General features: G+C 47.7%; 13 protein-coding genes. 7 read left to right on the top strand and 6 right to left on the bottom strand.

Going from position 1 to position 13,593, the window contains the following annotated elements:
* Positions 1-5 precede the first annotated feature (5 nt).
* Genes AC4E7D_RS05015 through AC4E7D_RS05000 form a run of 4 tightly spaced genes read left to right on the top strand, consistent with a single transcriptional unit; the run spans position 6 to position 1,894 of the window.
* The gene (locus tag AC4E7D_RS05015; RefSeq protein ID WP_490172716.1) at positions 6-107 is read left to right on the top strand and encodes an RnfABCDGE type electron transport complex subunit D; all 102 of its coding nucleotides are present in this window, start codon (positions 6-8) and stop codon (positions 105-107) included.
* Positions 108-109: 2 nt separating this feature from the next.
* A complete protein-coding gene (locus tag AC4E7D_RS05010; RefSeq protein WP_490172715.1) occupies positions 110-706 on the top strand; it encodes an RnfABCDGE type electron transport complex subunit G in 597 nt (198 codons plus the stop codon).
* A 5-nt stretch (positions 707-711) separates the two neighbouring features.
* Positions 712-1,317, top strand: a complete 606-nt coding sequence (locus AC4E7D_RS05005) for an RnfABCDGE type electron transport complex subunit E (protein WP_490172714.1) — start codon at positions 712-714, stop codon at positions 1,315-1,317.
* Position 1,318: 1 nt separating this feature from the next.
* On the top strand, positions 1,319-1,894 hold the full coding sequence (locus tag AC4E7D_RS05000) for an electron transport complex protein RnfA (RefSeq protein ID WP_490172713.1): 576 nt from the start codon (positions 1,319-1,321) through the stop codon (positions 1,892-1,894).
* A 14-nt stretch (positions 1,895-1,908) separates the two neighbouring features.
* On the opposite strand, the gene AC4E7D_RS04995 is transcribed toward AC4E7D_RS05000, so the two are convergent.
* Together AC4E7D_RS04995 and AC4E7D_RS04990 are read right to left on the bottom strand one after the other, a co-directional pair.
* Complete coding sequence (locus AC4E7D_RS04995) at positions 1,909-2,919, bottom strand: 2-oxoacid:ferredoxin oxidoreductase subunit beta (protein ID WP_490172712.1); 1,011 nt, start codon at positions 2,917-2,919, stop codon at positions 1,909-1,911.
* A 2-nt stretch (positions 2,920-2,921) separates the two neighbouring features.
* On the bottom strand, positions 2,922-4,778 hold the full coding sequence (locus tag AC4E7D_RS04990) for a 2-oxoacid:acceptor oxidoreductase subunit alpha (RefSeq protein ID WP_490172711.1): 1,857 nt from the start codon (positions 4,776-4,778) through the stop codon (positions 2,922-2,924).
* A gap of 161 nt (positions 4,779-4,939) precedes the next feature.
* Here AC4E7D_RS04990 and AC4E7D_RS04985 point away from each other — a divergent pair, with 161 nt between their 5' ends.
* From AC4E7D_RS04985 to AC4E7D_RS04975, 3 genes are all read left to right on the top strand, one after another.
* Positions 4,940-5,290: a 4Fe-4S dicluster domain-containing protein gene (locus AC4E7D_RS04985; protein WP_490172710.1), complete on the top strand. Its 351-nt coding sequence runs from the start codon at positions 4,940-4,942 to the stop codon at positions 5,288-5,290.
* Between the two features lie 293 nt (positions 5,291-5,583).
* Positions 5,584-9,117, top strand: coding sequence for a pyruvate:ferredoxin (flavodoxin) oxidoreductase (gene nifJ / locus AC4E7D_RS04980; RefSeq protein WP_490172709.1), 3,534 nt, complete (start codon positions 5,584-5,586; stop codon positions 9,115-9,117).
* A 29-nt stretch (positions 9,118-9,146) separates the two neighbouring features.
* Positions 9,147-9,521 carry a HEPN domain-containing protein gene (locus AC4E7D_RS04975; protein ID WP_490172708.1) on the top strand — a complete coding sequence of 125 codons (375 nt, stop codon included), beginning with the start codon at positions 9,147-9,149 and terminating at the stop codon, positions 9,519-9,521.
* 69 nt (positions 9,522-9,590) lie between these two features.
* Here AC4E7D_RS04975 and AC4E7D_RS04970 read toward each other — a convergent pair whose 3' ends face one another.
* From AC4E7D_RS04970 to AC4E7D_RS04955, 4 genes are all read right to left on the bottom strand, one after another.
* Positions 9,591-10,658, bottom strand: coding sequence for a dipeptidase (locus AC4E7D_RS04970; RefSeq protein ID WP_490172707.1), 1,068 nt, complete (start codon positions 10,656-10,658; stop codon positions 9,591-9,593).
* Positions 10,659-10,667: 9 nt separating this feature from the next.
* Entirely contained in the window at positions 10,668-11,780 is a 1,113-nt protein-coding gene (locus AC4E7D_RS04965) for a D-TA family PLP-dependent enzyme (protein WP_490172706.1), read from the bottom strand.
* A gap of 11 nt (positions 11,781-11,791) precedes the next feature.
* On the bottom strand, positions 11,792-12,256 hold the full coding sequence (locus AC4E7D_RS04960) for a RidA family protein (protein WP_490172705.1): 465 nt from the start codon (positions 12,254-12,256) through the stop codon (positions 11,792-11,794).
* A 10-nt stretch (positions 12,257-12,266) separates the two neighbouring features.
* On the bottom strand, positions 12,267-13,593 hold a 1,327-nt coding region (locus tag AC4E7D_RS04955; protein ID WP_490172704.1), incomplete at its 5' end, for a gluconate:H+ symporter.

Genomic DNA, 13,593 nt, shown 5'->3' with positions numbered 1-13,593 from the left:
AGGGAATCTCCTTTGCGATCTTGATCATGAACGCTTTTGTTCCGCTTATCAATAGTTATTTCAAGCCCAGACGATTTGGTTCAAAGATCAAAGCTAAAATTATGTGATGGTGAAAAAGAAAGAATCAACATTGGTGAATATGGTGGTCGTTCTTTTTGTCATCACCTTGGCTGCTGGCCTCTCCCTTGGATATGTAAACGACCTGACCCTGGAACCAAAAGCCAAGGCCAGGTTGGCTAAGAAAATGAAGGCGCTTAATGTGGTCCTGCCACAATATGATAACAACCCTATGAATGATGGGTTTAAGGTTAAAATAGAAGCGGCCAGGGACAGTCTTGAATTCTATCCTGCAATCCAGGACAGTGCCTTTGTTGGTGCCGCAGTAACAGGGGCATCAGAGAAGGGGTACAGTGGATTGGTAAAGCTCATGGTAGGATTTGAACCTGACGGTAAAATAAAAAACATAGCGGTACTGGAGCAAAAAGAAACTCCGGGACTGGGTACAAAAATGAAGGGGGAAAAGTTTCTGCAACAATTTCGGGGTAAGAACCCCTCCAGCTTTGACCTGAGGGTGAAGAAAGACGGGGGAGAAGTGGATGCCCTTGCGGGGGCTACCATAAGTACGCGGGCCTTTTCTGAAGCCACCCAGATGGCCTATGATGTTTATGTAGCGAATAAGGAAACAGAAATACAACCGGATAATTAGAAAAAATGGCCAATACCATAGACCATAAACAAAACTTTTTGAAGGGGATCATAAAAGAAAACCCGGTCTTTGTGATGCTGCTGGGAATGTGTCCCACCCTTGGGGTGACTTCCTCTGCATTTAACGGACTGGGCATGGGCCTTGCCACTTTGTTTGTTTTGTTGATGTCCAATATCGTGGTGTCGCTGATCAAATCCCAGATCCCCAACAAAGTGAGGATTCCCGCATTCATAGTGATCATTGCCTCCTTTGTTACTGTGGTTGAAATGGTGCTGGAAGCCTTTATCCCATTCCTGTATGAGCAGTTGGGGATATTCATCCCTCTCATTGTGGTCAATTGCCTGATCCTGGGAAGGGCAGAGGCCTTTGCCTCTAAGAACAGTCTTACCGCCTCTGTAGTAGATGCTTTAGGCATGGGGATTGGCTTTGTGATTGCCCTTACAGCCCTGGGAGCCGTCCGGGAAATCCTGGGCAATGGTAGCATTTTTGAGTTCCGGTTTGTATCCGAGGACGCCAATACCCTGATCCTGTTTATCCTGCCCCCCGGGGCGTTTATCGCACTTGCCTATCTGGCTATTGTATTTAACGGTTTAGTCCATAAAAACGCGTAGCATGGAGTATTTTGCTATCCTTATCGGCGCTGTCTTTGTAAATAACATCGTACTCTCCCAATTCCTGGGGATTTGCCCCTTTCTTGGGGTTTCCAACAAAGTATCAACCTCTGTGGGGATGTCGGGGGCGGTGTTATTCGTCATGACCATTGCCACCACCGTTACCTACCTGTTGCACGAGTATATTTTAGTGCCTATGGGGTTGGATTATTTGCGAACGATCACCTTCATATTGGTCATCGCTGCACTGGTTCAGATGGTTGAGATCATCCTGAAGAAAGTTAGTCCTGCCTTATATCAGGCGCTGGGTGTATTCCTTCCCCTGATCACTACCAACTGTGCTGTTTTGGGTGTTGCCATCCTGGCACTGGGACTTGAAAATGGCACTTTGATTAAGGCGGTGTTCTTTGCAATTTCCAGCTCTGTGGGATTTGCTTTAGCACTCATTGTTTTTGCCAGTATCCGGGAGTTTCTGGAACTCGCTGACCTTCCGGAAGGGATGAAAGGTGTCCCCATCAACTTGCTGGTAGCTGGTTTGCTGTCTCTGGCATTCCTGGGCTTCGCAGGTTTGGTATAAGCCCTTGGCTGTCCTTAATCTATATCATAGGTTTCTCCCGAGAAGAAAAGGTCGTCTGTTTTTGTAAAGCTCGAATGGGCCTTCACCTGATGGGTGAGTTGATCTTCCCGTTCTTCAAAGGTAACATCCGGCACCTGCCTTATGATTCCGGTTACCAGGGGATATTCACTCCTGGCCAGCATTTGGTGTAGCGTAGGATCCTGCATTCCGGCATCGTGCACCAGCAGGTCTTTTTCGGTAATTCCATTTTCACCCAAAGTAACCACCTCAAGTTTAAGTCCGTTTAAGATCAATCCCTTGTTGCGCTCTTTACCAAAAATCATAGGTTTCCCATGTTCCACAAACAGCTGTTTATCTGCCCGCACGGCTTTGTCTGTATATTTTGCAAAGGCCCCGTCATTGAAGATGACACAGTTTTGTAGTACTTCGATGAGGGAGGTGCCCTTGAATTTGGCCGCTTCAATGAATACCGCAGTCATTTCCTTAGGTGTGTTCCCCCCTACACGTGCATAAAAACGTGCCTGCGCCCCAATGGCCAGTTCTCCGGGAAGGAACGGGGGCTGAGTATTCCCATGAGGTGAGGACTTTGTCTTCTGTCCCACGGTGGAAGTTGGCGAAAACTGTCCCTTGGTGAGCCCGTAGATCTCATTGTTGAACAGCACGATGTTAAGGTCAAGATTACGCCTTAAGACGTGGATAAAATGGTTACCTCCAATAGCCATGGCGTCCCCATCTCCGGTAATAACCCAAACGCTGAGATCGGGGTTTGCCAATTTCACTCCGGAAGCAATAGCAGGGGCCCTTCCGTGGATGCCATGCATGCCATAGGTGTCCATGTAATATGGAAAACGTGACGAACATCCAATTCCTGAAATGAACACCACATCCTCTTTCTTCACACCGATTTCCGGCAGGGCTTTTTGCATGGCCCTGAGGATGACATAGTCATCACAACCCGGACACCAGCGAACCTCCTGGTTACTGGCAAAGTCTTTAAACGTATATTTTTTCTCAGCTGTTTCCATAATTATCCCAGAAGTTCTTTAAACTTTTCAATTAATTCTGAATTACCAAAGGGCAGTCCCTGAATCTTGTTGTATTGGTGGAAGGTAAGATCGTTGAAATTCATTTTTAGCACGGAGGCAAACTGTCCGTTGTTCAACTCACAAACCACTATTTTCTTGAATCTTTTCAGGACGGCTTCTGTATTTTTTGGTAAGGGGTTGATATAATTAAAGTGGGCAAGACCAACCCCGCGTATCCCTTCCTGTTTCAATTCTTTGACCGCTGCGTAAAGCGTGCCATAAGTGCCTCCCCACCCTACTACGAGCAATTCGCCTTCATCTGCAAACTTGGTCTGCAGCTCAGGGATGTTTTCCTGTACCCGGCATATTTTTTCTGCCCTTACCTTGGTCATATACTCATGGTTTTCGGGATTATAGGAAACGTCCCCGGTTACCCTGTTTTTTTCCAGGCCGCCTACCCGGTGTTCCAGGCCAAAAGTACCGGGGATAGCCCAATCCCTTGCCAGTTTGGCCTCATCCCTGTCATAGGGATGCCAGGAATTTTCTGCTTCTTTGATAACACGGGTTTTGATCTCGGGCATCTGGTCAACACTCTGGATCTTCCAGGGGGCTGAACCATTTGCGATATATCCATCGGTTAGCAGGATAACAGGGGTCATATGCTCCAGGGTAAGCCGTGATGCTTCATAGGCGTAGTGAAAGCAATTGGCCGGTGTACTGGCCGCAATAACGATCACAGGGCTCTCTCCATTTCGTCCATACAGTGCCTGTAGCAGGTCAGATTGTTCTGTTTTGGTGGGCAGGCCGGTAGAAGGGCCCCCACGTTGAACATCTACAACCACCAGGGGAAGTTCGAGCATCATAGCGAGGCCCAGTGCCTCACCTTTAAGGGCCAGTCCGGGCCCGGAGGTAGTGGTGATGGCCAGGTCCCCGGCAAAAGAAGCGCCGATGGCAGAACTTATTCCTGCGATTTCATCTTCTGCCTGGAAGGTCTTTACCCCAAAGTGTTTGTGCTTGGCAAGTTCATGCAGTATATCCGAAGCAGGTGTAATGGGGTAAGATCCCAGGAACAGGTTTAAACCAGACTTTTCCGCCGCTGCGAGGAATCCCCAGGCAGTAGCCGTATTCCCCATGATGATTCTGTATCTGCCCTTAGGCATTTTAGCAGGGGCCACGACATAGGCATTCGGGATTAACTCCAGAGTTTCCGCAAAGTAGTACCCGGCATTCAGGACCTTGGTATTCGCATCTATAAGCTCGGGTTTTGATTTGAACTTTTTCTTGAAGAAATCAATAGTGTGTTCCGGGGAACGATGATACATCCAGTACACCATACCCAGGGCAAACATGTTTTTACTTCGTACGATACTTTTATTGTCCAGACCTGGTACATCTTTCAGGGCTTCTTTGGTTAAGGAGGTCATGCTCACCTCGATCACCTGATATTCGTCAAGCGTACCGTCTTCCAGGGGATTCGTTTCATATTGGGCTTTTTCCAGGTTCTTTTTGGTAAAAGAATCCGTATCTACGATGATGCCGTATCCTGGTTTTACGGCATAGAGGTTGGTTTTGAGCCCTGCCGGGTTCATGGCAACCAACAAATCTACCTCATCACCGGGAGTGCTGATCTCAACACTACCAATATGTACCTGGAAGCCGGATACCCCGTACAAGCTTCCCTGAGGTGCCCGGATTTCTGAAGGATAATTGGGAAATGTAGCTACATCATTCCCAAACATGGCTGAGGTATCCGAGAATTGTGAACCTGTGAGCTGCATGCCGTCCCCGGAGTCTCCAACAAAGCGAACCACCACGGCTTCTAAGGCCTTTTGAGGTTCTTTTACATTAGCCTTGGTCATTATTTTGGACTTAAAATTTTACTTTGTAAAGTTCGGAATTTTACCAACGATAAAGGTCTTAAATTTTGTTAGAGTTTCCATACGGAAATATGATATTTATCATTAATATGGCGGACCGCGTAGCGTAATTTAGCACTCGAGTATTTCTTAAAACTGAAGTCATGGCTATTATTATTACCGACGAATGTATCAATTGTGATGCCTGCGTATCCGAATGCCCTAACAATGCAATTTACGAACCAGACCAGGAGTGGTCCTATTCTGATGAAACCGCTTTAAGTGGAATGACTACCACCCCATCTGGGGCAGAGGTTGATGCCGACGAGGCGAACGAAGCTATCTCTGAAGAGTTCTATTATATTGTCCCGGATAAGTGTACTGAATGTAAAGGGTTCCACGACGAACCGCAATGTGCTTCCGTCTGCCCTGTAGATTGCTGCGTACCAGATGAGGGAAATGTTGAGACAGAGGAAGAGTTGTTGGCCAAGAAAGCCTGGCTCCACGGGGAATAGTATGTTCCCCACCTGGTTAAGGAACTGATGCATTTCCATAAATTCCCGGATTCCGGTTAGGAATCTGTGGAGAATTACCCCTTATGCCGACAGGGCATAAGGGGTGGTTTTATGGCTATATTCCAAGCTTTTTTGTCCACCTTTTTCCTGACATTTATCATAGTCTGCTTGCGGGAATGCCCATAATTTTATGGCAATTTGATTACTGGCTGTACACCCTTTCCTACTTGACCGGAAGCTGGTTGCCAGACATAAAAACAGAGCTTAAAAATCCTTAGAAGAAAATCAATATCATGAAAAGCAAAAATCCCAAAATAATATGTGATGCAAATGAGGCGGTAGCCAGAATTGCACATAAAACTAATGAGGTTTGTGCAATCTACCCCATCACACCGGCTTCACCCATGGGCGAACATGTAGATGTATATAGCGCAAAAGGAATGAAAAACATCTGGGGGAATGTTCCCAGGATCGTTGAGATGCAAAGTGAAGGTGGAGCTTCCGGAGCGGTTCACGGTTCGCTGCAGGCAGGGGCCCTGACAACGACTTTCACTGCGTCCCAGGGATTATTACTGATGATCCCCAATATGTTTAAAATCGCAGGGGAATTGCTTCCCTCGGTGATCCACGTGGCAGCCCGTACGGTGGCTACCCATGCCCTTTCTATTTTTGGAGACCATTCTGATGTAATGGCAACCCGCCAAACGGGCTTTTCCATGTTATTCGGGGGATCTGTGCAGGAAGCTATGGATTTTGCACTTATTGCGCAGGTCGCGGCCCTTAAATCCCGGGTACCATTTTTAAATGTGTTTGACGGATTCCGGACCTCCCATGAGATTTCCAAGATCAATGAAATCCCTGATGAAGTGATTAAGGCAATGATGCCTGAGGAAGAGATCATGGCTCATAAAAAACGTTCTCTTGATCCTGACAGCCCTGTAATTAGAGGTACTTCGCAAAATCCTGACGTATTTTTCCAGGCCAGGGAAGCCGCCAACACCTATTATGAAAAAGTACCGGGTATTGTGCAGGGGGTAATGGATGACTTTTATTCCCATACCGGAAGGCGCTATAGCCTCTTCTATTATGTAGGACACCCTGAAGCAGAACGCGTTATCGTGATCATGGGATCCGGAGAAGGTGCCGTAAAGGAAACTGTAGATACCCTGGTGGAAAAAGGGGAAAAAGTAGGGGCTGTTTTTGTTAGGCTGTTCCGACCTTTCTCCATTTCCCATTTCATCGACAGCCTGCCACCGACTGTGAAAAAGGTTGCAGTAATGGACCGAACCAAAGAACCTGGAAGTACCGGGGAACCTCTTTATCTGGATGTGGTAACAGCCTTCGCAGAGCACGAACGTGAAATGCCTGTAATTGTGGGAGGACGATATGGCCTGTCTTCAAAGGAATTCAATCCGGCCATGGTTAATGGTATCTATGAAGAATTGCTGAAGGAAGAACCCAAAAATCACTTCACTATTGGTATTCAGGATGATGTAAGTCACAGGAGCCTGGATTACAAACCGGTTTTCGAGACCAAGAAATCTACCTTTAACTGTATGTTCTACGGTCTGGGTTCTGATGGTACTGTTGGTGCAAACAAAAACTCCATCAAAATTATTGGGGAAACCACAGACAATTTTGTACAGGGCTACTTCGTGTATGACTCTAAAAAAGCCGGAGCACAGACTGTTTCCCACTTGAGATTTGGCCCTGATCCAATATATTCAACGTATCTCATCAATACGGCTGACTTTGTGGCCTGCCACCAGTTCAACTTTATTGAGAAGTACGATGTTTTAAACCACGTCAAGAAAGGGGGTACCTTCCTTTTAAACTCCCCCTATAACGCTGATGAGGTCTGGGATAAACTCCCGCGGATCACTCAGGAGGAGATCATTGAGAACGATCTGGAATTCTATGTGGTGGATGCGACCAAGGTGGCACACGAAGCTGACCTGGGAAAACGAACCAACACTGTTCTGCAGACCTGTTTCTTTGCCATTTCGGGGATTTTACCTCAGGAAGAAGCCATTAGCAGGATCAAAGGAGCCATCGTGAAAACCTATTCCCACAAGGGGGATGATGTGGTGCAGATGAATTTCAACGCTGTGGACAAATCGCTGCAACACCTTCAAAAAGTGAATTATCCGAAGAAAGTAACCAATGACAGGGAGCTGAAACCTATTATGAGTGGGGAGCCAGATCCGTTTGTCAAGGAAGTCCTAGGTAAAATTCTGGCCGGGAAAGGGGATGAACTTCCGGTGAGTGCTTTCCCTGTTGACGGAACCTTTCCAACGGGAACAACTCAATATGAGAAACGTGGTATTGCGGACTTCATCCCCATTTGGGACGATGAAAATCTGTGTACACAGTGTAACAAATGTGTGGCTATCTGTCCGCACGCTGCTATTCGGGCTAAGGTAGTTTCGAATGTAGAATTGCAGGATGCCCCTGCAACTCTGAAAACTGTTCCGGCAAAAGGTCGGCCATTCTCCAAGGAAACCGAGTCTTATGTGCTGCAGGTATCCCCGGAAGATTGCACGGGTTGCGACCTGTGTGTAGCTGTTTGTCCGGCCGAGAGCAAGGAAATAGAAGATTTCAAGGCCATAAACATGCGGCGTAAACTGGATGTTCAGGAAGCCGAGAACACCAATTGGAACTACTTTATTGATTTGCCGGATTACGATCGTACAGCACTGCAAATTACCAATGTTAAGGGATCGCAGTTCCTGGAGCCTTTATTTGAATTTTCAGGCGCTTGTTCCGGTTGTGGGGAAACCCCGTATATCAAGATGCTGACACAGTTGTATGGAGATTCTATCATGATCGCCAATGCAACGGGTTGTTCTTCTATCTACGGAGGTAACCTGCCAACCACTCCATACAAAACCAATAAGGAGGGAAGGGGACCGGCCTGGGCGAACTCCCTGTTCGAAGACAATGCTGAATTTGGTTTCGGTATGAAACTCGCACTGACCAAGAAGCAGGAGATCGCTGTAAGTTTACTGGAATCCCTCAGGGAAGAAATCGGCGAGGAACTGGTTAACGCCATTATCAGCAACCCGGAGTCTACCGAGTTGGAGCGTAAGCAAAAACTGGATGATATCGAGCGGGTACAAGAGAAACTAAATGAATTCCCAGATAACAAGGACGCGGTGAAGTTGAATCAGCTTACCGAGTACCTCAGAAAAAAGGCGGTATGGATCGTTGGAGGCGATGGTTGGGCCTATGATATCGGATACGGTGGAGTTGACCACGTCCTTGCCTCAGGCGAAGATATCAACATCATGGTCCTGGATACTGAAGTATATTCCAATACAGGTGGACAAACCTCCAAGGCTACTCCACTGGGCGCAAGTGCCAAATTTTCTGTATCGGGTAAAAGAACGAGCAAGAAAAGTCTCGCCCTTCAGGCAGTATCCTATGAGAATGTCTACGTGGCACAAGTGGCTATGGGGGCCAAGGATATTCAAACCCTCAAAGCCATTGAGGAAGCGGCGGCTTATCCCGGACCTTCACTTATAGTTGCCTATTCGCACTGTGGGGAACACGGATACGATTTGCAGGAAGGTGCGCTGCATCAGGAGACCGCTGTTGAAACCGGCTACTGGCCATTGTTCAGGTTTGATCCTTCCAAGCCCAAAGGAAAAAAATTCCGACTCGATTCTAAAGAACCTTCGCGGCCGTTGAAAGACTTCATGTATAATGAAACGCGATTTACCCGCGTGGTCAAGGAGAATGCTGAACTGGGTGCGGAGTTACTGAAACAAGCCCAGGAAGAGGTGGATACCAAATGGGAGCGACTGGAATTGTTCCGTAGCATGTAACGAAAGAAAGTAAAATCAAATCAAGTAATATGGAAGCTAATGCTGCTGTACTTTTTGAGAAAGCTGTTCAGAGTCTGAAGCGGGCAAATAACGAGCTTTGCCGGCCTGAAGAAGATGTGGTAGCCGCCGTGGTATGTAAAATTTCCCAGGAGGCCACAACTAACTATCTCAAAGGATTCCTTTTAATGAAAGGAATTCAACCTCCGGAAGGTGCGTCCATCAGTACGCTTTACGAGAAGTGCAGGAGCATTAACTCCCATTTTGATAAAATTGATATTTCGGGGCATGAATGCGATGTGCATCTGGAGTCCCGCTTCTGCAGCGGTACTGAAAACCAAAGCAGGTGCTTCGATATTGCGGATCATTTGGATACCTTCCTCAGGGAGGAGCAAATAATCCAATAGTATATCCCACGCATGCGATAATTTTAGGAGTATTCACAGTATAAATCCTTCCCTTTTGGGGGGGATTTATTATTTCCAGGCGGCCCTTAGAAAGCTTAGGAAATTACCATGCATAATATTTTCCGTTTCCTCTGTAGAATAGCCCCGTTCTTTGAGAATGGGCAGGAATTTCTGCAGGTCTGCAATGGTATCCAGATCCGCAGGGCTTTGTTCCTTCCCAAATCCCCCATCCAGATCCGTTCCTATGCCTACATGCCGCGCATTACCTGCTAACTGACAAATATGGTCGATATGGTTTACAGCTGATGCCAGATCTGCGCCTGCTTCTTTGGGCTGTGTTATGCCTTTCTTCCAGCCAGGAACCAGCATCCATGCATCCAGTGCAATTCCAATGACGGCACCTCTTTGTGTCAAGGCCTTGATTTGTTCATCCGAAAACTGCCTGCAATGCGGTACCAATGCACGACAATTATTATGACTGGCCCAAATGGGTCCGCCGAAATTATCCAGGGCCTCCCAGAAACTTTCATCACAGAGATGGGTAACATCCAGGATGATAATAAGGGCTTCCATTTTTTTCAACAGGGCCTTCCCCTTTTCTCCAATCCCGCCGTGTGCGTTTGTACCCTGGGCATAAGTCCCCGGGCCGTAATGGGCCGGGCCAACAGCCCTTAAACCTTGCTGGTATGCCTGTTCCAGGTAGTTGAAATTTACAATAGAATCTGCCCCTTCAAGTGTCTGGATATAACCAATCGGTCTTTTTAATTCAGACGGCCCTGACCACAACTCCAAATGCTCTTCCAGTTCCGCCCTTGTTGTGATCTGCACTAATTCACCCTGAGCTTCCATGGCACGGTACCAGGCCAATTGTCCCTGCGTCTGGGCCCATGCCTGTTCGGGTGAATGCCAGCCCGGCAGAGGATTACCGGTTTTTACATGGCGGGCAATCTGCGTGGCCATGCACAGGCCGATATTTCCTTTGCGCATGGCTTCAAAGGAAACTGTATTTCTACCCCTGTCTGGTTTGTCACGCATATGGGATTCCCTTTCCCTGATGGAAGATACAGGTAATCTCAGATCACGGTTCCACTCCATGGCATTCATTGCGAGATCGAGATGTGCATCAAAAACAAACATCGGCCTGAACTAAATAGTGAGTTGGTGATCCCTGGCGGCGACCTTCCACGCACCAGTCATTTTTCCGTTTTCCACGGTTAACAATCGTGGGTATTTGGCCACCGTAGGGCAGATATGCATGGGAATGGCATAGAAGGTATCGCCGATCTCAACATCTCCTGTATTGGAACATTCAAGGACAAGATGTTCTTCACTCTGGCTCACTTGTTTACAGTGCTCAATTCCCAATAGCTGTACCCTTGGAAAAGGCATTTCAGGGGCCAGGGCTTTATGCCCCAGATCAAGGCAAACCATATTTGGCGCCGGTTTACTGATTACCCTTGAACATAAAACAGCAGCGGGCAGAAAACCCATATCCCCAAAAAGGGATTCATATCGTGCGTCCCACAATAATGTCGTACCCGGACTGGTGATTACATCTGGATTGAGGGCATGGACCGGGAAAGAGGGCGATCCGCCAGCAACGACATATTTCACATCCATTCCAGCGGTTTCTATATGTTCTTTCAATTGGGTTACCGGTTCAAAGGCCGCCTGGCAATTCGCCTTGCGATCTTCAAAATTAGTATCCCGGATATGACCGTCATAGGCATGGAGGCCTTCAGCTTCAAGGTTTGGGGAATCCCACAGAAGTCGATACAACTCCAGGGCTTTTTCACCAGGGATAACCCCGGTCCTGTTCATACCCGTATTTAGATCCAGGTACAGGGGTAGCTGAAAATCACGCTGACTTGCTTCCGTCTGGAGCAGCTTCAGCGTTATTTCATTATCGGCCAGGGTGGAAAAACGGGTGTGGGGATAGGCTTCAATAAGACTGAAGAGGCGATGCAGGTTATGCCCTACGGGTTGCATGGCCAGGAGGACATCCCTGGCACCACAATTCCCCAGAAGTTCGGCTTCCGCAATGGTAGCACATTTAAATTGCTCTATGCCCTTTTCCATTTGCATTTGAATGATTTCCGCCGTTTTATGGGTTTTGATATGTGGCCTGAGCCTGGAAACATCACCAACGATTTCAAGCATTCTCAGGATGTTTTTCTCAATCCTGTCGGGATAGACCAGCAAACAAGGGGTTACCAGATGACGGGTATCTTGAACTTGATACCAGAGTTTCTCGTTCATAACTCAGAAGGTTAGTGCAATTGAAACATGGCTTCGATTTCTACCGGCACACTTCCCGGAAGGACCATACCTACAGCACTTCGAACCCCTACACCCAATTCGGTGCCGAAGACATCGGCCATCAGTTCACTGAATCCATTGATCACAAGGGGTTGCTGGTCAAAGTCTGGCGTAGAGTTTACCATGCCCAGTGTTTTAACCAGGCGCTTGATCTTATCAACATCCCCAAAATGGGTCTTGATGGTAGACAGCATGGTGAGGCCTACCTGTTCTGCGGCCAGTTTGGCCTGGCCCAGGCTGAGGTCTTCTCCGACCCGCCCCGTGATATAGGTGCCATCGGATTGCATGGGTCCTTGTCCGGAAACATACAGGAATTCACCCACTACAAGGACAGGCTTGTACAGACCTGCTGGTGGTGGGGCTGGGGGTAATACCAACCCCAGTGATTTGATCCTTTCTGAAGGAGAAATATTCATAAGTTCAGTTTTAAATGAATGTATTCAGGAGGAGTACCCCGATAAGGCCCATAACGCCTACCGTGGTTTCCATGATGGTCCAGCTTTTCAGGGTGTCTTTAACCGAAAGGCTGAAATATTCCTTGAACAGCCAAAAACCACTGTCATTTACGTGAGACAACATCAGGCTGCCTGAACCTATAGCCAGTACCATCAGTTCAGCGCTAACCCCGGGCATATCTACAAGTGGCGCCACAATTCCCGCGGCAGTAAGCCCGGCCACCGTAGCAGATCCCACGCACACCCGGATAACTGTGGCGATCAGCCAGGCCAGAAATAATGGAGACAGGGAGGAACCGGCTAAGAGGTCGGCTATGTAATCGCTGACCCCACTTTCCACCAGCACCTGTTTTAAAGCACCAGCGCCCGCAATGATCAACAATACCATGGTTATTCCAGATATCGATTGCCCAACAGCATCCATCACTTCGGTCATCTTTTTTCCCCGCCGGAGACCAAGCGTATAAATGGCAACCAGTACGGATACCAGCATGGCGATCACTGGATTTCCCAGAAATTGCAGCACTTTAAGTACCCACAGGCCTTCTGGTAGTAGCATTTCCGCTACTGTGGCAAGGGCTATAAGGATAACGGGCAGTAAGGCCGTAAATATGCTAATGGCAGTTCCCGGCATTTCCTCATCGGTCAATACCCTGGGATTTACAAACTCCTTCAAAGGTGCAGCCGGGATATTTTTTAACGTCCTGGAGAAAAAGGGCCCGGCAACGATAATCGCAGGAATGGCTACTATGATACCATACAGCAGCGTTTTCCCAAGATCTGCGTTGAACATTCCGGTAATCGCTGTTGGTGCTGGATGAGGAGGTAAATAGCCGTGTGTTACCGAAAGCGAAGCGAGCATTGGCAGGCCTACATAAAGCAGGGGTAAACCAGTAGACGCGGCAACAGTGAAAACCAGTGGGACCAAGATCACAAAACCAACTGAGTAGAACATCGGGATCCCAACAATAAAGCCAGTGAGGACCACCGCCCATTGAATGTTTCTTTTTCCAAATTTGGCAATCAGTTGGGAAGTGATCCGCTGTGCAGCTCCACTATCGGCTACCAACTTGCCCAGCATGGCACCAAATCCAAGGATCATGACCAGGAATCCCAGCGTGTCGCCTATCCCTTTTTGGATGGCACCAACCACTTGTAGCAGCGGCATGCCCTCGGCAATGCCAACTCCAAGGGAAACAAGGGTAAATGCGATAAAGGCATTGAGTTTAAAGCGCGCAATAAGCAGGAACAGCAATAGGATTCCAAAAATAACAATGATCAGCGGCATAAACGTGATG

It is taken from the genome of Lentiprolixibacter sp., from assembly GCF_982873095.1.
Note: the sequence above shows the minus strand (reverse complement) of the source record. Positions and strands in the feature narration are given on the sequence as shown.

Bases quoted from the DNA above. Each gene is read 5' to 3' on its own strand.
- AC4E7D_RS04985 (WP_490172710.1), top strand. From the start codon at position 4,940: ATGGCTATTATTATTACCGACGAATGTATCAATTGTGATGCCTGCGTA.
- AC4E7D_RS04965 (WP_490172706.1), bottom strand. From the start codon at position 11,780: ATGAACGAGAAACTCTGGTATCAAGTTCAAGATACCCGTCATCTGGTA.
- AC4E7D_RS05005 (WP_490172714.1), top strand. From the start codon at position 712: ATGGCCAATACCATAGACCATAAACAAAACTTTTTGAAGGGGATCATA.
- AC4E7D_RS04995 (WP_490172712.1), bottom strand. From the start codon at position 2,919: ATGGAAACAGCTGAGAAAAAATATACGTTTAAAGACTTTGCCAGTAAC.
- AC4E7D_RS04990 (WP_490172711.1), bottom strand. From the start codon at position 4,778: ATGACCAAGGCTAATGTAAAAGAACCTCAAAAGGCCTTAGAAGCCGTG.
- AC4E7D_RS04970 (WP_490172707.1), bottom strand. From the start codon at position 10,658: ATGTTTGTTTTTGATGCACATCTCGATCTCGCAATGAATGCCATGGAG.
- AC4E7D_RS05000 (WP_490172713.1), top strand. From the start codon at position 1,319: ATGGAGTATTTTGCTATCCTTATCGGCGCTGTCTTTGTAAATAACATC.
- AC4E7D_RS04975 (WP_490172708.1), top strand. From the start codon at position 9,147: ATGGAAGCTAATGCTGCTGTACTTTTTGAGAAAGCTGTTCAGAGTCTG.
- AC4E7D_RS04960 (WP_490172705.1), bottom strand. From the start codon at position 12,256: ATGAATATTTCTCCTTCAGAAAGGATCAAATCACTGGGGTTGGTATTA.
- nifJ (WP_490172709.1), top strand. From the start codon at position 5,584: ATGAAAAGCAAAAATCCCAAAATAATATGTGATGCAAATGAGGCGGTA.